This window comes from Arthrobacter sp. TE26545, assembly GCF_056279005.1.
In genome coordinates, this window is record NZ_JBWBQM010000001.1 from 1,870,595 (window position 1) to 1,889,790 (window position 19,196).

A 19,196-nucleotide genomic window follows, 5' to 3' on the forward strand; every position below is an offset into this window, starting at 1 on the left:
CCAGTTTAGGGTGGAGGGGTGCTGAAAATCGGACTCACGGGCGGGATCGCCTCCGGAAAATCCCTTGTCGCCCAGCGGTTCCGTGAACTCGGGGCGGTGCTGGTCGACGCCGACGTGATCGCCCGCGAAGTCGTGGAGCCCGGCACCGAGGGCCTCCGCCGGATCGTGGATGCCTTCGGCCTGGACATCGTGGACCGGGACGGCCGGCTGGACCGTGCCAGGCTTGGCGGAATCGTCTTCGCCGACCCCGGCCGCCGTGAAGTCCTCAACGGAATCGTCCACCCCCTCGTTCGTAGGCGTGCGGCCGAACTGCTGCAGTCGGCGCACCCCGGGGACATCGTGGTCCAGGACATCCCCTTGCTCGTCGAGACCATGCAGGGGAGCAGCTTCCACCTGGTGGTCGTCGTCGACGCCCCGGAAGAGCTGCGCGTGCAAAGGATGACCGGATTGCGCGGCCTGGCGGAGAACGAAGCACGTTCGCGGATCGCCGCGCAGGCAACACGGGATGAACGGCTGGCAGCGGCGGACGTGGTCCTGGACAATTCCGGCGACCCCGAAGACGTCCTCGCCCAGGTGGACCGCCTGTGGGAGGAACGGCTGCTGCCTTTTGCCGGGAACCTCGCTTCGGGCAGCCGCGCCGAACGCCCCGGCGGTGCCCGCCTGTCGCCGCCCGACCCCGCCTGGTCCGCCGTCGCGCAGCGGCTCGCCGCGCGGATCCGCAAGGCAGCACCGGAACTACTGGCCGTCGACCATGTCGGCTCGACGGCGGTCCCCGGACTGCCCGCCAAGGACGTCATCGATCTGCAGCTCACCGTTGATTCGCTCGCGACGGCGGATAAGCTCGCCCCCACGCTGGGCGAGGCTGGCTTCCCCGCGGTGCCCGGCGCCTGGCGGGACACGGCGAAGCCCGGTTTCGAGGAACCGGCGCTTTGGCAGAAACGTTTCCACGCGAATGCGGATCCCGGACAGCCCGCCAACGTCCACCTCCGCGTGGCTGGCAGCCCGGGCTGGCGCTACGCCCTGCTGTTCCGGGACTGGCTGCGCGCCGACGCGGACGCGCGGGCGGACTACGCCGTGCTGAAAGAAGAGCTGGCGGCGCAGTTCGCCGACGACGCGGGAACCGCCCGCTATGCCGAAGCGAAGGAACCCTGGTTCGCCGAGCAGGCGCAGCCCCGCATGGAAGCCTGGGCCGAAAGCAGTGGCTGGCGGGCGCCGTCGTACTCCTGACGCCTCCGGAATGCACTGCCTCAGTGGACACGGAGTTTCAGGGGAGCAAGGCGGCGATGGCGCTTACTTCGATGAGGGCCCCCGGGACACCCAGCCCGGCCACCCGCGCCGCCGTGACAAGGGGAGGGGCGCCTTCCCGCGCGAGCTGCGGGGCGATGGCACCGTAGGCGGCACCGAGATCGGCGTCGACGTGGATGAGCACGGTCCAGTGCACCACATCGGCCAACGAGGCACCGGCGGCCTCCAGGGCCAGCCGGGCATTCGCAACGGCTCTGAGCGACTGTTCGGCTACATCGTCCGAGACAACAGTGCCGCTGGCGTCCACGCCGTTCTGGCCACCGAGGTAGACCGTGGCGGCACCTGCCGGAACGACGGCGGCATGGCTGAAGGCGGGGCTGCGGACCAGCCCCTCGGGCTGCAGGTAGGTGATGTCCATGGCGCCATCGTGCCACGGAAACGGGTCAAACTGCCGCCGGAACGCGGACAGTAACTGTCCGCGGGCAGGGGTAGATTTGATGCATGAGCCTCGCCCAGGAAATCAACCGAGTCGTCGCGCCCTTCGAGGTCGTCAGCGAATACCAGCCTGCCGGTGACCAGCCGGCCGCCATCGGCGAACTCACCGAACGCATCAACAACGGTGAGAAGGACGTCGTGCTGCTCGGTGCCACCGGTACCGGCAAGAGCGCCACCACGGCCTGGCTGATCGAGCAGGTCCAGCGGCCCACGCTGGTGCTGGTCCAGAACAAGACCCTCGCGGCGCAGCTGGCCAACGAGTTCCGGGAACTGCTGCCGAACAACGCGGTGGAATACTTCGTTTCCTACTACGACTACTACCAGCCTGAGGCCTACGTCCCGCAGACGGACACCTTCATCGAGAAGGACTCCTCGATCAACGAGGAAGTGGAGCGGCTCCGACACTCGGCCACCAACGCCCTGCTCACCCGCCGGGACGTCATCGTCGTCGCCACCGTGTCGTGTATCTATGGCCTCGGCACACCGGAAGAGTACATCGCCGGAATGGTGACGCTCCGCAAGGGGGCGGAAATGAACCGGGACGACCTCCTGCGCAAGTTCGTGTCCATGCAATATGCCCGCAACGACATGGACTTCCACCGCGGCACCTTCCGCGTCCGTGGCGATACCGTGGAAATCATCCCCATGTACGAGGAACTGGCGTTGCGCATCGAGTTCTTCGGCGACGAAATCGAGAACATCTACACCCTCCACCCGGTCACCGGCGAGGTCATCCGCGAAGAGACCGAGATGTACGTCTTCCCGGCATCCCACTACGTCGCCGGTCCGGAGCGCATGGGCCGGGCCATCACGGCCATCGAGGACGAGCTTGCCGAGCGCCTCAAGGTGCTGGAGGGCCAGAACAAGCTGGTCGAGGCCCAGCGCCTGCGCATGCGCACCACCTACGACCTCGAAATGATGCAGCAGATGGGCTTCTGCAACGGCATCGAGAACTACTCCCGGCACATCGACGGCCGCGGTTCAGGCACCGCACCGCATTGCCTGCTGGACTATTTCCCGGACGACTTCCTGCTGGTCATCGACGAATCCCACGTGACTGTGCCGCAGATCGGCGCCATGTACGAAGGGGACATGTCCCGCAAGCGCACCCTGGTGGACCATGGCTTCCGCCTGCCCTCCGCCATGGACAACCGGCCGCTGAAGTGGGACGAGTTCCTGGAACGCATCGGCCAGACCGTCTACTTGTCGGCCACCCCCGGCAAGTATGAGCTCGGCAAGGCGGACGGCTTCGTGCAGCAGATCATCCGCCCCACCGGCCTGATCGACCCCGAAGTCATCGTCAAGCCCACCAAAGGCCAGATCGACGACCTCCTGGGCGAGATCCGCACCCGGGTGGAGCGGGACGAACGCGTCCTGGTCACCACCCTCACCAAACGCATGGCCGAAGACCTCACCGACTACCTGCTGGGCCACGGGGTCAAGGTGCAGTACCTGCACTCCGACGTCGATACCCTCCGCCGCGTGGAACTGCTGAGGGAACTCCGCATGGGCGTGTTCGACGTCCTGGTAGGCATCAACCTCCTCAGGGAAGGCTTGGACCTTCCCGAAGTGTCGCTGGTCAGCATCCTGGACGCAGACAAGGAGGGCTTCCTCCGTTCGTCCACCTCGTTGATCCAGACCATCGGCCGTGCGGCCCGTAACGTCTCCGGCCAGGTGCACATGTACGCGGACCGGATTACCGATTCCATGGCCCACGCCATCGAGGAAACCAACCGGCGCCGCGACATCCAGGTGAAGTACAACCAGGAAAACGGCATCGATCCGCAGCCGCTGCGCAAGAAGATCGCGGACATCACGGACCAGCTGGCACGCGAAGATGCCGACACCGATGCCCTGTTGGGAAGCTTCGACTACGGCAAGGGCAAGCGCGGCATCGCCTCTTCCGCCAAACCCGGCGCCAAGGGGGCCAAGAAGGGTGCAGCCATCGTGCGCAGTGACGGCCTCGCTGCGGCTCCGGCGGAAGACCTCGTGGGACTCATCGAACAGCTGACCGAGCAGATGCATTCCGCCGCCGCGGAACTGCAGTTCGAAATCGCCGCACGGCTACGTGACGAAGTGGGTGAGTTGAAGCGGGAACTGCGTCAAATGCAGTCAGCCGGGCACGCCTAGGGTAAAGTAATGCCCACGTAGGGGAGTATCCCAAGCGCTACGTCCGTCAGCACGCCAGGCACAGATGCCTCGCCGGACGCAGCGGGCCGCCGATTCAGCACCAAGTGCGCAGGCAGGCCGGAGAGACTTACACCGCTTTGACGTACCCTGCGAAAGGCACTTTTTCATGCAGCTTCCAGCCTGGTTTGAGGTCGGCTCTTTTGTCGTTCTCGGTATCATCCTGCTCGTCGACCTCCTCCTGGTGGTCAAGCGTCCCCACGAACCGTCCATGAAGGAAGCGGGGCTGTGGGTGGCCTTCTACGTCGCCCTGGCCCTCGCGTTCGCCGGCGCCATGTTCGCCTTCGCGGGCGTGGAACACGGCAGCCAGTTCATTGCCGGCTGGGTCACTGAGTACAGCCTGAGCATCGACAACCTGTTCGTCTTCATCATCATCATGGCCCGCTTCGCGGTACCCCGGAAATACCAGCAGGAAGTGCTGATGGTGGGCATCATCATCGCCCTGGTCCTGCGTGGCATCTTCATCGCGCTCGGCGCCGTGGTCATCGAACAGTTCAGCTGGGTCTTCTACATCTTCGGAGCCTTCCTGCTCTGGACCGCCTGGAAGCAGGCCAAGGACGAAGGCGAAGACGAAGAAGAAGGCTCCGAGAACCCCCTGGTGGCCAAGCTCCGCAAGGTCGTGCCGATGTCGGAGAAGTTCGACGGCGGCAAGCTGCGCACCACGGTCGACGGCAAGAAGCTCTTCACCCCCATGCTGATCGTCTTCGTGACCATCGGCATGACCGACCTGCTGTTCGCCGTCGACTCCATCCCGGCCATCTTCGGCCTCACCCAGAGCGCCTTCATCGTGTTCACCGCCAACATCTTCGCCCTCATGGGCCTGCGCCAGCTCTACTTCCTGCTGGGCGGCCTCATGAACCGCCTGGTCTACCTCAAGCACGCTCTGTCGGTCATCCTGGCCTTCATCGGCGTGAAGCTGGTGCTGCACGCGATGCACGTCAACGAGCTGCCGTTCATCAACGGCGGCCACCACATCGAATGGGCCCCGGAGATTCCCACCTTCGTGTCCCTCGCTGTCATCATCGGCACCATCATCATCGCGGTCGTGGCCAGCCTGCTCAGCCCGGCGGCCAAGCAGTCCAAACTGGACGCCCGCCTCGAAGAGGACTCCCGCAAGAGCCTGAGCGACGTCGACTGACGCCGTCCGGCGCCTTCTCACGGAACCCCGGTCACCGATGTGACCGGGGTTCCGCCGTTTCCGGGAGCCGCGCGCGTGGTGCGGGGATATGCTCGGGTGGTGGCTTTGACTCCGACAGAAACCATCGATCCCGCAGCAGTCCAGCGCCGTTCCGTTGTCCTCCTGAGCGCAGCGCAGTTGCTCAGCGGCATCGGCAACGGCGCCACCCTCTCCATCGGCTCCCTGCTCGCGGTGCAGCTCAGCGGTTCCGAAGCGTGGGCGGGTTCCGTGACCACTGTCCTGACCCTCGCCGCGGCGGTCGCCGCCTTGCCCCTGGCAGGATTGGCAGAACGCCGTGGCCGGCGCATCGGACTCGTCACCGGGCTGCTCGCCGCGATGGCCGGCGCACTCCTGGTCATCGTGTCGGCCACCGCCGGAAGCTTCCTGCTGCTCCTTGTGGGCGGCGCCCTGCTGGGACTCGGATCCGCGGCGAACCTCCAGGCCCGTTTTGCCGCCGTCGACCTCGCCGCTCCGGAACGCCGCGGCCGCGACCTTTCCACCGTGGTCTGGTCCATCACCATCGGCGCCGTTGCGGGGCCCAACCTGATCCAACCCGGAGCCGCCGTCGGCGAGGCGCTCGGGCTTCCGGCCACCGCCGGGCCGTTCATCTTCTCCGTGGCCGGGCTCCTGCTGGCCGTAGTGCTGCTCCTTGCGGGATTGCGCCCGGACCCGTTGCTGCTCGCCCGAAGCCTGAGCAGGAAAGAGCCCGACGGCGGCCGTACCGGTCCGCGCCGCCGCTCCCTGGCGCTGGGGCTGAAGGCGGTCCGTTCCTCACCGATGTCCTTGCTCGCCCTGGCCTCGGTGGTGGGGGCGCACGGCATCATGGTCAGCATCATGTCCATGACGCCGCTGCACCTGCAGCAGCTCGTCGAAGGACCGATGACCGAACACCACGGCGACCACGCCATGGGAACCGACGCGCTCACCATCATCGGCTTCACGATCTCGCTGCACATCGCCGGCATGTTCGCGCTCTCGCCGCTGATGGGCTGGCTGACTGACAAGGCCGGCAGGCTTCCGACGATCGGCCTGGGCTATGTGCTGCTGATTGCGGCCGCGTGCGTGGCGGGCTTCGGCCAACACGAACCGGTGGCAGTCACCGCCGGCCTCGTGATCCTCGGCATGGGTTGGTCCGCCGCGACCATCGCCGGTTCCACCCTGCTGGCCGAAAGCGTGCCCCAGGAGGAACGCGTCACGGTGCAGGGCGTCTCGGACACGCTCATGGGCGCTGCGGGCGCGGTGGGCGGCGGTTTCTCAGGGCCGCTCCTGGCCTGGCTCGGCTACCAGGGACTGAACATGGCCGCGGGGGCCCTTGCCGCCGTCGTCATCGCCGCCGTCCTGCTCCGCATGTTCCGCAAGGAAGCGGCCACGGCCTAGGCGCGGTCCATCTTCAGGCGCGGACCATCCCAAGCAGCCGCCGGAAGATCCCTTCGCCGTCCTCGCCGATGCCGTCGTGGTGGAAATCGGCTGTGGTCCATGCCTGCAGGCCGCGGACAGCCGCTGCGGTCTCCATCGACAGGCCGTAGTCGACGTAGATGTCGTCGCGGTAGACCGCGGCGGCAACCGGCACGCTGTTGGCCGCCAACTGCTCCAGGTCGTAGAGCGGAGCCCAGTCCGGCTTCTCCGCGAGCAGCCGGGCGACGTCGTGCAGGGGTTCCAAGGCGGGGTCCTGCTCGAAGTACCACGGGTAGACCATTTCGCCGGTGAGCAGGGGTTCGGCAGCATCGGGGCGGAACTGGGGGAATTCCTCCAGCACCCGCCAAGCCGCCCAGTCCGTGGCCTGGCCCTGGCCGTAGATCGATTCGTGCAGCACGGCGTACAGCGGATTGGCTGCGCGCGACACCTGGGAACGCACTTGCTCCAGGAATGCGTCGGAGAGGCGGTCGCCGCCCGGGGTGGCCACGAAGGCGTCCTCAAGGAGGTAATGCAGCGCGTCCACCCGGGTGTTGCCGCCCAGGAAGGAACCGACCATCTGGAAGCGCTCCGGGGTGAGGCGGCTGCCGTCGGGAAGCACTTCTTCCTGCCGGGCGAGGTGGCGCACGATCCGGGTCACCCGTTCGCGGTCCTCGGGGTACCAGGCGAAGTATTCGGCGTTGCGCTCGGCCACCCGTTGGAAGGTAGCGCGGTAGACCTGCTCGGCCGGTCCGTGCAGGGGCGCCAGGCCTCCGGTGATGAGGACCTCCTTCAGCCCGGCCGGTGCGAAGGACAGGTACGTCAGGGCGCAGAAGCCGCCGAAGCTCTGTCCCAGCACCGTCCAGGGTTCGGCGCCGAGCGCGGCACGGATCAGCTCGGCGTCCGCCACGATGGAGTCGGCCCGGAAAAAGGCCAGGTAAGCAGCCTGCTCTTCCGCGGTGCCACGCAGCGGGAGGGTGTTGCGGTCCACCGGGGTGGACAGGCCCGTGCCCCGCTGGTCCAGCATCAGGATCCGGAAGTCGCGCGCGGCCGCCTTCATCCACCCGGAAAGCGAAGTGACCCGGTTGCCCCGGCCGCCGGGACCGCCCTGCAGGAATAGCAGCCAAGGCAGCGCCGAGGCTTCGGCGTCGGAATGGTCCGTGGAGACATATTCCCGGGCGAAGACCGTGATTTCCGCGTCGGCCGGGCGCGAGTGGTCCAGGGGGACGGTGAAGAAATGCTCCACCGTCCGGAGGCCACGGAACTCGTGGCGTCCGGCAACGGTGTGGCCGGCCGCCAGGGCTGCGCCCGTCGGATTCCCGGTGGTCAGGGCGGCAAAAGCCTCAGCCACGGGCCAGGCTTTCATCGAAGGCAGCAGCACCGAACGAGGCAAGTGCGTTGCCGGTGAGCCGGAAGGTGGTCCACTCGTCCATCGGCACGGCCCCCAGGCTCTCGTAGAACGCGATGGACGGCTCGTTCCAGTCCAGCACGCTCCATTCCACCCTGGCATAGCCGTTCTCGACGGCGGTGGCGGCCAGGTGTTGCAACAGCGCCTTGCCGTGGCCCTCGCCGCGGGCCTCCGGGGTGACGTAGAGATCCTCGAGGTAGATCCCGTGCACGCCCTCCCACGTGGAGTAGTTCAGGAACCAGAGGGCGAAACCGCGGACTTCGCCGGCGTCGTTCTCCGCGATGTTCGCGTACACGCGGGGGTTGTCGCCGAACAGCACTCCGTGCAGCATCTCCGGGGTGTTCTTCACCGCGTCCGGCTCTTTTTCGTACACCGCCAGTTCGTGGATCATCTGGAGGATTGCGGGGACATCGGCCGGGGTTGCGGAACGGATCACACTCATGGATCCGAGCTTACTAAACCCCGCAGGCTCCCAAGCCTCGCTGCGCTCGTCTCGGGGCCCTCGCCTGCGTGGGCCCACCCGCCAGCTCCCAAGCCTCGCTGCGCTCGTCTCGGGGCCCTCGCCTGCGTGGGCCCACCCGCCACCTCCCAAGCCTCCAATGCGTCCCCACCGGAACCTCAGAGGCGGTTGACCGCGGTCACCTTCACCACGGCGGTACCGCTCTCATCCGACGCCGCCAGATCGATCTCCGCAGAGATACCCCAGTCGCGGTTTCCGGCAGGGTCGTCGAAGATCTGCCGCACGCGCCAGATCCCGGGCTCCTCGGTGATGATCAGCAGGCCCGGGCCGCGGGCGTCCGGACCGTCGCCGATGTCGTCGTGTTCGTCGAAGTAGTCGTCGAGTGCCTCTTCCCAGCGGGGAGCATCCCAGCCGCTGCCGCCGTCGAGCTCTCCCAAGGCGGCCGAGTCCTCGGCCGCGAACAGTTCCACCCGCCGGAACATCTCGTTGCGGACCATTACCCGGAAGGCCCGGATGTTGCTCGTCAGGGCCGGCGGCGGGGGCGGGGGCGCGTCGTGCGGAGTGGGTGCTGCCCCGGAGGTGAGCTCTTCCCACTCGTCGAGCAGGCTCGAATCCACCTGGCGGACCAGCTCGCCCAGCCAGGCGACGAGGTCCTCCAGGTCCTCGCGCAGCGCGTCCTGCGGGACGGTCTGGCGCAGTGCGCGGAAGCCGTCCGCCAGATAGCGCAGCACGATGCCCTCGGAGCGGGCCAGGCCGTAGAACTGGACGAACTCCCCGAAGTTCATGGCGCGCTCGTACATGTCGCGGATGACGGACTTGGGTGCCAGCTCGAAGTCGCCCACCCAGGGGGCCGCCCGCCGGTACACCTCGAACGCGTCGCCGAGGATCTCGGCGAGCGGCTTCGGATAGCTGACGGATTCCAGCATGGCCATGCGCTGCTCGTACTCGATGCCGTCCGCCTTCATGGCGGCCACCGCTTCGCCACGGGCCTTCTTCTCCTGCGCGGAGAGGATCTGGCGGGGCTTCTCGAGGGTCGCCTCGATCACGGAGACGACGTCGAGGGCGTACGACGGCGACTCCGGGTCGAGCAGTTCCAGTGCCGCCAGCGCGAACGGCGAGAGCGGCTGGTTGAGGGCGAAGTTCGGCTGCAGGTGGACAGTCAGCCGGAGCGAGCGGCCTTCCTTTTCCCGCTCGGATTCCGGGATGCGTTCCACCACCCCGGCGGCAAGCAGTTCCCGGCAGATGCCCAGGGCCTTCTTCATCAGCTTCAGCTGCGCCGGCCGTGTTTCATGGTTTTCGCTCAGCAGCCGCCGGGCCGCCACGAACGGGTCGCCCGGGCGTTCCATGAGGTTCAGCACCATCGCATGCGTGATCGTGAAGCTGGAGGACAGGGGATCCGGCACCGACTCCACCAGTTTGTTGAACGTGGGCTGGCCCCAGGAGACGAAGCCCTCGGGTGGGCGCTTCTTGACCACCTGGCGCAGCTTCTTCTGGTCGTTGCCGAACTTCGCGGTGGCCTTGGCCATCGCCTTCGCGTTTTCCACGACGTGCTCCGGCGCCTGGACCACCACGGTGCCGGCGGTGTCATAGCCCGCGCGGCCGGCCCGGCCGGCGATCTGGTGGAACTCACGGGAGTTCAGCAGGCGGGTGCGCACGCCGTCGTACTTGCTCAGGGCGGTGAGCAGCACCGTGCGGATCGGCACGTTGATGCCGACGCCGAGGGTGTCGGTGCCGCAGATGACCTTCAGGAGTCCGGCCTGGGCCAGCTGTTCCACCAGGCGGCGGTACTTGGGCAGCATGCCGGCGTGGTGGACGCCGATGCCGTGCCGCACCAGGCGGTTGAGCGTCTTGCCGAAACCGGCGGCGAATCGGAAGCCGGCAATCAGCTCGGCGATCCGGTCCTTTTCCTCGCGCGTGCACATGTTGATGCTCATCAGGTTCTGTGCCCGCTCGATCGCCTCGAGCTGGCTGAAATGCACCACATACACCGGGACCTGCCTGGTCTCCAGCAGTTCCTCGAGGGTCTCGTGGACCGGGGTCTCCTGGTAGTAGTAGTGCAGCGGAATGGGACGTTCCGCGGAACTGACGGTCGCCGTCGGCCGTCCTGTGAGTTCCGTCAGTCCGCTTTCGAAGCGGCTTACGTCGCCAAGGGTCGCCGACATGAGCAGGAACTGGGCCTGCGGCAGTTCGAGCAGCGGCACCTGCCACGCCCAGCCGCGCTGCGGGTCGGAATAGAAGTGGAACTCGTCCATGATCACGGCGGACAGATCGGCAGCGGCACCCTCGCGCAGAGCGATGTTGGCCAGGATCTCGGCCGTGCAGCAGATGATCGGCGCGTCCTGGTTGACGCCCGAATCGCCCGTGATCATGCCGACGTTTTCGGCGCCGAAGATGTCGCACAGGGCGAAGAACTTCTCGGAAACCAGCGCCTTGATCGGGGCCGTGTAGTAGCTGCGGCCGCCGCGGGCCATTGCGGTGAAATGCGCGGCGATCGCAACGTGGGACTTCCCGGAACCCGTGGGCGTGGCAAGGATGACGTTCCCGCCCGAGGACAGTTCCATGATGGCTTCGTCCTGCGCCGGGTAGAGCTGGAGACCGCGGCTCTCCGTCCAGTCAACGAAGCGGGTGTAGATATCGTCCGGGTCGGGGGATGCGCCGTCCGGGCCGCCGAGTGACATGCCGGAGAGCTGCTCAAGAAGTTTCATTGCCTCCAGCTTAGTGTGGAGCCAGAAACCCACGAGGAGGCAGCAGTTGGCACAGGCCATGACATGGGACCCGGGCAAGTACGTGCAGTTCGGCGACTACCGGGACAGACCGTTCTTCGACCTGACAGCCCGGATCGGTGCGGCCTCGCCCCGCCAGGTGGTGGACCTTGGCTGCGGGCCCGGAAACCTGACGGCCACGTTGGCGGCACGCTGGCCGGAGGCTTCAGTTTTGGGCCTCGACTCCTCGCCCGACATGCTGCAGCGTGCCGCCCGGCTGGTGAAAGGGCGGCCCCGGCTTGCCTTCGAAGCCGCCGACATCCAGGACTGGACGCCCGGGCCCGACTGCGACGTCGTGGTCAGCAATGCCGCGCTGCAGTGGGTCCCCGGCCACCTGGACCTGCTGCCCCGCTGGCTGGACGCCCTGCCGCCCGGGGCATGGTTCGCGCTGCAGGTCCCGGGCAACTTCGGGGCGCCGTCGCACACCCTGATGCGCCGGCTCGCCGGGTCGCCGGAATGGGCAAGGCAGCTGGACAGCGTGCTGCGCCATGATGAAGCCGTGGCCGGCCCCGCGGACTACCTCACCGTGATGCTCGACGCCGGGTGGACGGCCGACGCCTGGGAGACCAGCTACCAGCAACTGCTGCCGGGGCCGGATCCCGTGCTCGAATGGGTCCGTGGAACGGGCCTTCGCCCGGTGCTGGCCGCCCTGTCCCGGGCGGAGGCGGACCGTTTCCAGGAGCAATATGCGGCCCTGCTGCGCGAGGCCTACCCGGTAGGCCGCCATGGCACCGTGTTCCCGTTCCGGCGGATCTTCGCGGTCGGGCACAAGCCCGGAGGCCCGCATGCGGACGCTTTGCCGGGAAGCCGGCGCGCATAGGCCGCCCTGCCTGTGATCTGCACTACAATGACAAGCGCGACAGTGGGGGCTGCATTCGTTTGGCGGCCGCAGCCTCCCGGACATGGAACGGAGGCCGGATGCTCGCAGCGCTCGTACTGCGGCGCCTTGCCCCGTACCGGCTGCACGTCGCGGCCATAGCGACCCTCCAATTGCTCCAGGTCGGGGCCACCCTCCTGCTTCCCACCCTGAATGCGGAGATCGTGGACGACGGCCTGGTCGCCGGCAACAGCGCCGTGGTGCTGGAAATCGGCGGACGGATGCTGGCGCTCGCCTTCGTCCAGGTGCTGGCAGCCGTGTCTGCTGCCTACCTTGGCGCCGTCGTCGCGATGAAGATCGGGCGCCGGCTCCGGCAGGAACTCTTCGAGAAGATCCATGCGCTGCCCACGCAGGAAGCGGAGCGCTTCGGACCGGCCAGCCTGGTGGTCCGCACCACCAACGATGTCCTCCAAGTCCAGACGGCAATGATCCTCGTGTTCAGCATGCTCGTTGCGGCACCAGTGATGGGCGTCGGCGGCGTCCTCCTGGCGGTGGCACAGGACGGAACCCTGGCATGGCTGGTGTTCGCCATCATTCCCTTGCTGATGCTCATCATGCTCCGGATCGTCCACAAGCTGGTCCCGTTGTACCGGCAGGGGCAGGGGCTCGTGGACCGCATCAACACGGTGATCCGGGAGCAGGTCATGGGTGTCATGGTGATCCGTGCATTCGTCCGGCGCCCCTACGAGAAGAAGCGCTTCGCCGCCGCCAACGGCGCACTGACGGCCAACAACCTCCGTTCGGCCCGCATCGTGGCGGTGATGCTCCCGCTGGTGATGATCGTGGTGAACCTTTCCTCCGTCGCGGTGGTGTGGCTTGGCGGGCTCAGGATTGTCAGCGGCGCGATGGAACTGGGCGCCCTGACCGCCTTCACCGCGTACATCATGCAGATCCTGCTCGCCATCATGATGGCCATGTATGTGCTCTCCGCCGCCCCCCGGGCCGAAGTCAGCGCCGAACGGATCAGCGAAGTCCTTGCCATCCCGGACGAGCGGCAGGCTGACGATGGGCTCGCGGGTTCCGCTGCCGCGCCGGCAGCCATGCATGGCAGGCATTCGTCGACGCCGCCACGGGAGCCATCCGGCCCGGTCCTCCGTTTCGAGGAGGTGTCCTTCGCCTTTCCCGGCGCCGAGGCCCGTGTGCTGGAAAACATCAGCTTCGAGGCGCTGCCCGGCACGACGACGGCCATCATCGGTTCCACCGGCAGCGGAAAGTCCACCCTCCTGCGGCTGGTGCCGAGGTTGCTCGAAGCCAGCAGCGGCCGCATCACCATCGGCGGCCAGGATACGCGCGGCATTCCCCTGGACGCATTGCGGCACAGCATCGCCGCCGTGCCGCAGCGGAACTGGCTCTTCGACGGAAGCGTCGCGGACAACCTCAGGATCTCGCTCCCGGCGGCGAGCGACACCCAACTGTGGGAGGCGCTGGAAGCGGCGCAGGCGGCGTCATTCGTTTCGGCTCTTCCGGACGGCATCCATACGGTCCTCGCACAGGGCGGCGGGCTCTCCGGCGGACAGAAGCAGCGGCTGTGCATTGCCCGCGCCCTCCTGCGGCCGGCGTCGATCCATCTCTTCGACGACAGCTTCTCCGCGCTGGACGCCCTCACCGAAACCCGGATCTTCGAGGCACTGGTGCCGCGACTCTCCACGTCCGTGGTGCTCATGGTGGCCCAACGGGTGCGCAGCATCGAAACCGCGGACCGGATCCTCGTGGTGGACAATGGCAGGATCGTCGGCAGCGGCACCCATGCCGCTCTGTTGGCCGGGTCCCGGCACTACCGGGAAATCGTCGCCTCCCAGCTCGAAACGGCGGACGGGTCATGACGCGGCCCGCAGATGCGGCTGAGGGAGGCGACCGCCCGCAGCGGCGGCGGCGCGGGTGGGCCCTGCTCCGCCTGGTCGAGCTGCTGGAACCGTCGCGTGCGGCGATGACCGGTGCGCTTTTGTGTATTGCATGCTTCGTTGTCCTCAACGTCTCCGCACCCAAAATCCTTGGTGACGCCACAGATGTCGTCGCCCAAGCCGTACTGGGCGGAAGCTTCAATTCCGGGCGCTTCGTTGCTCTGCTGGTTCCGGTCATGGCAATGTACATCGTTGCTTCGCTGCTGAGCTGGGCTCAGGGCAGGTTGACCGCTGGCGCCGTCCAGGGCCTCGCCTACCGGCTTCGGGAAGCTGTCGAAGACAAGCTGCACCGCGTCGCGGTGGCCTACTACGACGGCCGCAGCCGCGGTGATTTGCTGAGCCGGGCGAGCAACGACCTCGACAACGTGGCCCAGCTCCTCAACCAGCTGCTCGGCCAGTTGATCACGTCCTTGCTGATGGTCTTCGCCTCGCTGTGCATGATGCTGCTGATTTCGCCGCTGCTCGCGCTGGTGGCCATCCTGACCGTCCCGGTCTCCATCCTGGTCTCCTATGCCGTGAGCAGGCCTGCCCAAGGCTACTTCGCAAGGCAATGGGCAGCCACCGGCGACGTCAATTCGATCGTGGAGGAATCGGCCTCCGGCCATGAGACGATCAAGCTCTTCGGCGCCCGGGGGTTGATGGCGGACCGCTTCGCGACGCGGAACAGGAACCTGTACACCGCCAGTGCCCGGGCGCAGTTCCTGTCCGGCTTGGTGCAGCCGCTCATGGCCTTCGTGTCGAACGCCAGCTACGTGGGCGTCGCCCTGGTAGGCGGACTCCAGTTCCTTGCCGGGGCCATGACGATCGGCGGGATCCAGGCTTTCATCCAGTTCAACCGCCTGTTCAGCCAACCGCTCGGACAGATCGGAGGGATGGTCCAGGCCTTCCAATCCTGCTCGGCCTCCGCCGCGAGGATCTTCGAACTGCTCGATGCCCCTGAGCTCCCGGCAGAAGCGGCGGCCGTGCCGGATTCCGCTTCGGCAAACGGCCGCCGCGGCGCGGTTTCCTTCGAACACATTTCCTTCGGCTACCGGCCCAACACCCCGGTCCTGGAAGATCTCTCCTTCACGGTGGATCCGGGCCAGACCGTGGCGATCGTCGGGCACACAGGCGCGGGCAAGACCACCGTGGTGAACCTGCTCATGCGCTTCCATGAACCCGACGCCGGGCGGATCACCGTGGACGGCGTGGACATCTCGCAGATGCCCCGCGACGCACTGCGGCAGCACTTCGGCGTCGTCCTGCAGGAACCCTGGATCTTCACCGGGACCATCCGGGAGAACATCGCCTACGGCGACCCCTCCGCCAGCGATGCGGACATCGTCGCCGCCGCCGAAGCGAGCCACGTGGACCACTTTGTCCGATCCCTCCCTGACGGTTACGCCACCATGCTCAGCAACGGCGGGGAACCGCTGAGCCAGGGGCAGCGGCAGCTGCTCAGCATCGCCCGGGCCCGGCTGTCAGGCCGGCCCGTCCTGGTCCTGGACGAGGCCACCAGCTGGGTGGATACCCGCACGGAGGTGCTGATCCGGCACGCCATGCACCGGCTCCGGAGCAACCGGACATCCTTCGTGATCGCGCACCGCTTGTCCACGATCAGGGACGCTGATCTAATTCTCGTCATGGACCACGGACGGATTGTCGAGCACGGAACGCACCAGACCCTGGTGGCCCTGGGTGGCCATTACGCCCGGCTGCACGAGGCCCAGTTCGCCGGGAGCGGCGAACCGGAGACACCGCTCGACGACGCCGGCACCGGGACTGCGCGATGAGCGCCCAAGCCGTGTTCCCGGGGGAGTGGCGCCCCAGCCAGACGAGTTCGGTGCCGCTTTTCGAACAGCTCCGCCTGCGGATCATCGACCTCGCGGACAGCGGCGCCCTCGCGGTGGGCAGCAGGCTGCCGGCCGTACGGAAACTGGCCGAGCAGCTTGACGTCGCCCCGCACACCGTGGCCCGCTCCTACAAGGAGCTCGAAGCCGCCGGCGTCGTCGCAACCCGGGGCCGGAACGGCACCGTGGTTTGCGCCCGCGACGAACGGCACAGCGTGCTGGCCGCCGTCGCGGCCGAATACGCGGCCGCGGCCAGGGCCCAGGGCGCCAGTTTCGCCGAGGCCGTCCAGCTTCTCGCGGCCGCCTACGACGAAGCGTAGGAGCATGCACCGCCACGGTGCAGGCCGCCGTCGGCGCTGGCCAGGGGCCGTGGCGGGCAGCCGGACGCGCACATGGAAATTCGAAGAAGTTTTCGATTAGCATTAGTGGGTGCCCAAAGCCGTAGCTGAAGACTCTGCCGTCGAAACCCTCAAGAGCGTTCCCCCTGCCCCTGTGCAGCCTGCCCGACATGACCTGTCCCGGCTGGTCGTCAAGGGTGCGCGGGAGCACAACCTTCGCAACGTCGACCTCGACCTGCCCCGTGACGCCATGATCGTGTTCACCGGCCTGTCCGGGTCCGGCAAGTCGTCGCTGGCGTTCGACACCATCTTCGCCGAAGGCCAGCGCCGTTACGTGGAATCCCTGTCAGCCTATGCCCGGCAGTTCCTCGGCCAGGTGGACAAGCCGGACGTCGACTTCATCGAAGGCCTGTCCCCGGCAGTGTCAATCGACCAGAAGTCCACTAGCAAAAACCCGCGATCCACGGTGGGTACCATCACCGAGATCTACGACTACATGCGCCTGCTGTGGGCCCGCGTCGGCCGCCCTCATTGCCCGATCTGCCATGAGCCAATCACCCGCCAGACCCCGCAGCAGATCGTCGACCAGCTCCTCGAGCTCGACGCCGGAACCCGGTTCCAGGTCCTCGCCCCGGTGGTTCGCGGGCGCAAGGGCGAGTTCGTCGAGCTCTTCAAGGAACTCACCGCCAAGGGCTACGCCCGCGCGCGGGTCGATGGCGAACTCATCCAGCTGAGCGATCCGCCTAAGCTCGGCAAGCAGTTCAAGCACACCATCGAAGTGGTGGTGGACCGCCTCGTGGTCAAGGAAGGCATCAGCCAGCGCCTTACCGACTCGATCGAGACGGCGCTGGCGCTGGCCGAGGGCCGCGTGCTCGCGGAGTTCGTGGACCTGGATCCGGAGGACCCCGCCCGCATCCGGGCCTTCTCCGAGAACCTGGCCTGCCCCAACGAACACCCGCTGGCAATCGACGAGATCGAACCGCGGTCCTTCTCCTTCAACAACCCCTTTGGTGCCTGCCCGGCGTGCACGGGCATCGGCACCAAGCTCGAGGTGGACGAGGAACTCGTGGTTCCCAACCCCGAGCTCTCGCTCAACGAGGGGGCCATCGCCCCGTGGTCCCTGGGCACGGCCACCACTGAATACTGGAACCGTCTGCTGGAGGGCCTGGCCATGGAGCTCGGCTTCTCCATGGACACCGCCTGGGAGAAGCTGCCCGCGGAGGTCCGTGCCACCGTGCTGCACGGCAAGGACCACAAAGTGGTTGTGCAGTACCGCAACCGCTTCGGCCGGGAACGCAAGTACAGCACCGGGTTCGAGGGCGCCATCCAGTACGTGCACCGCAAGCACGGCGAGACCGATTCGGACTGGGCCCGCGACCGCTACGAAGAGTACATGCGCCAGATCCCGTGCCCGGAATGCAACGGCGCACGCCTGAACCCGGCCTCCCTCTCGGTGCTGATCAACGGCAAGTCCATCGCGGAAGTATCGGCCCTGCCCATGCGGGAGTGCGCCGCGTTCCTCGGCAACCTCACCCTGACCGGCCGTGAAGCCCAGATCGCCCACCAGGTCCTCAAGGAAATCCAGGCCCGCCTGACCTTCCTCCTGGACGTCGGGCTTGAATACCTGAACCTCGAACGCCCCTCCGGCACCCTGTCCGGCGGCGAAGCCCAGCGCATCCGCCTGGCCACGCAGATCGGTTCCGGCCTCGTCGGTGTGCTCTATGTCCTGGACGAGCCCTCCATCGGCCTTCACCAGAAGGACAACCGCCGGCTCATCGAAACCCTCACCCGGCTGCGCAATCTCGGCAACACCCTGATCGTCGTCGAACACGACGAAGACACCATCCACGAAGCCGACTGGGTGGTGGACATCGGGCCCGGCGCCGGCGAGCACGGCGGCCAGGTGGTCCATTCCGGTACCTACAAGGAACTGCTGGAGAACCGGGAGTCACTCACCGGTGACTACCTGTCCGGCCGCCGCAGCATCGAGGTCCCCGCCAAACGGCGCAAGTACGACAAAAAGCGGGAACTGAAGGTCGTCGGCGCCCGCGAGAACAACCTCAACAACGTGGACGCCACCTTCCCTCTGGGGCTGCTCACCGCGGTCACCGGCGTCAGCGGCTCCGGGAAGTCCACCCTGGTCAACGAGATTCTGTACAAGGTGCTGGCGAACAAGCTTAACGGCGCCAAGCAGGTGGCCGGACGGCACCGTTCAGTGCAGGGCCTTGAGCATCTGGACAAGGTAGTGCATGTGGACCAGAGCCCCATCGGACGCACCCCGCGGTCCAACCCGGCCACCTATACGGGCGTTTTCGACAACATCCGGAAGCTCTTCGCCGAGACCACCGAGGCCAAGGTCCGCGGCTACCAGCCCGGCCGCTTCTCCTTCAACGTCAAGGGCGGTCGCTGCGAGGCCTGCTCGGGCGACGGCACCCTGAAGATTGAGATGAACTTCCTCCCGGACGTCTACGTTCCCTGCGAGGTCTGCCACGGTGCGCGCTACAACCGCGAAACCCTGGAAGTCCACTACAAGGGCAAGACCATCGCCGATGTGCTGAACATGCCCATCGAGGAAGGGGCGGAGTTCTTCGCGGCTTTCACCCCGATCGCCCGGCACCTGAACACCCTGGTGGACGTCGGCCTTGGCTATGTCCGCCTCGGCCAGCCGGCCACCACCCTGTCCGGCGGCGAGGCACAGCGTGTGAAGCTCGCCTCGGAACTGCAGAAGCGTTCCAACGGGCGCAGCATCTACGTCCTGGACGAACCCACCACGGGCCTGCATTTCGAGGACATCCGCAAGCTCCTCCTGGTGCTCCAGGGCCTGGTGGACAAGGGGAACACGGTGATCACCATCGAGCACAACCTGGATGTCATCAAGTCCGCCGACTGGATCGTGGACCTCGGCCCCAACGGTGGTTCCGGCGGCGGGCGCATCGTGGCAACGGGCACCCCGGAACAGGTCGCCAAGTCCCCGGACAGCCACACGGGAACCTTCCTCGCCGAGATCCTGGGCCGGGCATAGACGCCCCGGCCGGAGAACGGGACGGCGTGCCCCGCCGCCGCCAAGAAGTATTCCCCGGCCGGAATGTGAATTTCAGGCATGCCTGAACTCGTGAGAAACTAAC

Annotated in this window: 13 protein-coding genes; 9 read left to right on the forward strand and 4 right to left on the reverse strand. The window is 67.0% G+C overall.

The genetic code is table 11. The features are described 5' to 3' along the window. The first annotated feature begins 18 nt into the window (after positions 1 to 18). Positions 19 to 1,227 carry a dephospho-CoA kinase gene (gene coaE / locus ACZ9CK_RS08325; protein ID WP_476049744.1) on the forward strand — a complete coding sequence of 403 codons (1,209 nt, stop codon included), beginning with the start codon at positions 19 to 21 and terminating at the stop codon, positions 1,225 to 1,227. Positions 1,228 to 1,264: 37 nt separating this feature from the next. Here the strand turns inward: coaE and ACZ9CK_RS08330 are convergent, their stop codons facing one another. Beyond that, a complete protein-coding gene (locus tag ACZ9CK_RS08330) occupies positions 1,265 to 1,663 on the reverse strand; it encodes a RidA family protein (RefSeq protein ID WP_476049745.1) in 399 nt (132 codons plus the stop codon). Positions 1,664 to 1,746: 83 nt separating this feature from the next. Here ACZ9CK_RS08330 and uvrB point away from each other — a divergent pair, with 83 nt between their 5' ends. The 3 genes from uvrB to ACZ9CK_RS08345 all read left to right on the forward strand — a co-directional run bounded on the left by uvrB (position 1,747) and on the right by ACZ9CK_RS08345 (position 6,481). Then, positions 1,747 to 3,870 (forward strand): excinuclease ABC subunit UvrB, encoded by a 2,124-nt coding sequence (gene uvrB / locus ACZ9CK_RS08335; protein ID WP_426303350.1) that lies wholly within the window; start codon positions 1,747 to 1,749, stop codon positions 3,868 to 3,870. A gap of 166 nt (positions 3,871 to 4,036) precedes the next feature. Next, positions 4,037 to 5,065 (forward strand): TerC family protein, encoded by a 1,029-nt coding sequence (locus tag ACZ9CK_RS08340; RefSeq protein ID WP_426303351.1) that lies wholly within the window; start codon positions 4,037 to 4,039, stop codon positions 5,063 to 5,065. 99 nt (positions 5,066 to 5,164) lie between these two features. Beyond that, on the forward strand, positions 5,165 to 6,481 hold the full coding sequence (locus ACZ9CK_RS08345; protein ID WP_426303352.1) for an MFS transporter: 1,317 nt from the start codon (positions 5,165 to 5,167) through the stop codon (positions 6,479 to 6,481). A 13-nt stretch (positions 6,482 to 6,494) separates the two neighbouring features. On the opposite strand, the gene ACZ9CK_RS08350 is transcribed toward ACZ9CK_RS08345, so the two are convergent. The 3 genes from ACZ9CK_RS08350 to ACZ9CK_RS08360 form a co-directional block, all read right to left on the reverse strand. Then, on the reverse strand, positions 6,495 to 7,826 hold the full coding sequence (locus ACZ9CK_RS08350) for an alpha/beta fold hydrolase (protein ID WP_426303444.1): 1,332 nt from the start codon (positions 7,824 to 7,826) through the stop codon (positions 6,495 to 6,497). 13 nt (positions 7,827 to 7,839) lie between these two features. Beyond that, positions 7,840 to 8,346, reverse strand: coding sequence for a GNAT family N-acetyltransferase (locus ACZ9CK_RS08355; RefSeq protein WP_426303353.1), 507 nt, complete (start codon positions 8,344 to 8,346; stop codon positions 7,840 to 7,842). A 176-nt stretch (positions 8,347 to 8,522) separates the two neighbouring features. Further along, positions 8,523 to 11,069 (reverse strand): DEAD/DEAH box helicase, encoded by a 2,547-nt coding sequence (locus tag ACZ9CK_RS08360; RefSeq protein WP_426303354.1) that lies wholly within the window; start codon positions 11,067 to 11,069, stop codon positions 8,523 to 8,525. A 58-nt stretch (positions 11,070 to 11,127) separates the two neighbouring features. Here ACZ9CK_RS08360 and ACZ9CK_RS08365 point away from each other — a divergent pair, with 58 nt between their 5' ends. The 5 genes from ACZ9CK_RS08365 (at position 11,128) to uvrA (ending at position 19,093) form a co-directional block, all read left to right on the forward strand. After that, positions 11,128 to 11,946: a trans-aconitate 2-methyltransferase gene (locus ACZ9CK_RS08365; protein WP_426297417.1), complete on the forward strand. Its 819-nt coding sequence runs from the start codon at positions 11,128 to 11,130 to the stop codon at positions 11,944 to 11,946. Positions 11,947 to 12,044: 98 nt separating this feature from the next. Next, positions 12,045 to 13,826 (forward strand): ABC transporter ATP-binding protein, encoded by a 1,782-nt coding sequence (locus ACZ9CK_RS08370; RefSeq protein WP_426297419.1) that lies wholly within the window; start codon positions 12,045 to 12,047, stop codon positions 13,824 to 13,826. Next, positions 13,823 to 15,676, forward strand: coding sequence for an ABC transporter ATP-binding protein (locus ACZ9CK_RS08375; RefSeq protein ID WP_426297421.1), 1,854 nt, complete (start codon positions 13,823 to 13,825; stop codon positions 15,674 to 15,676). Before ACZ9CK_RS08370 ends, ACZ9CK_RS08375 begins: the two co-directional genes overlap by 4 nt. After that, positions 15,673 to 16,053 (forward strand): GntR family transcriptional regulator, encoded by a 381-nt coding sequence (locus tag ACZ9CK_RS08380; RefSeq protein WP_426297423.1) that lies wholly within the window; start codon positions 15,673 to 15,675, stop codon positions 16,051 to 16,053. Before ACZ9CK_RS08375 ends, ACZ9CK_RS08380 begins: the two co-directional genes overlap by 4 nt. Before the next feature lie 109 nt (positions 16,054 to 16,162). Continuing rightward, entirely contained in the window at positions 16,163 to 19,093 is a 2,931-nt protein-coding gene (gene uvrA / locus ACZ9CK_RS08385) for an excinuclease ABC subunit UvrA (protein ID WP_426297425.1), read from the forward strand. Positions 19,094 to 19,196 lie beyond the last annotated feature (103 nt).

What these genes read in the sequence shown, in the direction of transcription:
- ACZ9CK_RS08330 (WP_476049745.1), bottom strand. Translation starts at nt 1,663, where the DNA reads ATGGACATCACCTACCTGCAGCCCGAGGGGCTGGTCCGCAGCCCCGCC.
- uvrB (WP_426303350.1), top strand. Translation starts at nt 1,747, where the DNA reads ATGAGCCTCGCCCAGGAAATCAACCGAGTCGTCGCGCCCTTCGAGGTC.
- ACZ9CK_RS08340 (WP_426303351.1), top strand. Translation starts at nt 4,037, where the DNA reads ATGCAGCTTCCAGCCTGGTTTGAGGTCGGCTCTTTTGTCGTTCTCGGT.
- ACZ9CK_RS08355 (WP_426303353.1), bottom strand. Translation starts at nt 8,346, where the DNA reads ATGAGTGTGATCCGTTCCGCAACCCCGGCCGATGTCCCCGCAATCCTC.
- ACZ9CK_RS08360 (WP_426303354.1), bottom strand. Translation starts at nt 11,069, where the DNA reads ATGAAACTTCTTGAGCAGCTCTCCGGCATGTCACTCGGCGGCCCGGAC.
- ACZ9CK_RS08365 (WP_426297417.1), top strand. Translation starts at nt 11,128, where the DNA reads ATGACATGGGACCCGGGCAAGTACGTGCAGTTCGGCGACTACCGGGAC.
- ACZ9CK_RS08370 (WP_426297419.1), top strand. Translation starts at nt 12,045, where the DNA reads ATGCTCGCAGCGCTCGTACTGCGGCGCCTTGCCCCGTACCGGCTGCAC.
- ACZ9CK_RS08375 (WP_426297421.1), top strand. Translation starts at nt 13,823, where the DNA reads ATGACGCGGCCCGCAGATGCGGCTGAGGGAGGCGACCGCCCGCAGCGG.
- ACZ9CK_RS08380 (WP_426297423.1), top strand. Translation starts at nt 15,673, where the DNA reads ATGAGCGCCCAAGCCGTGTTCCCGGGGGAGTGGCGCCCCAGCCAGACG.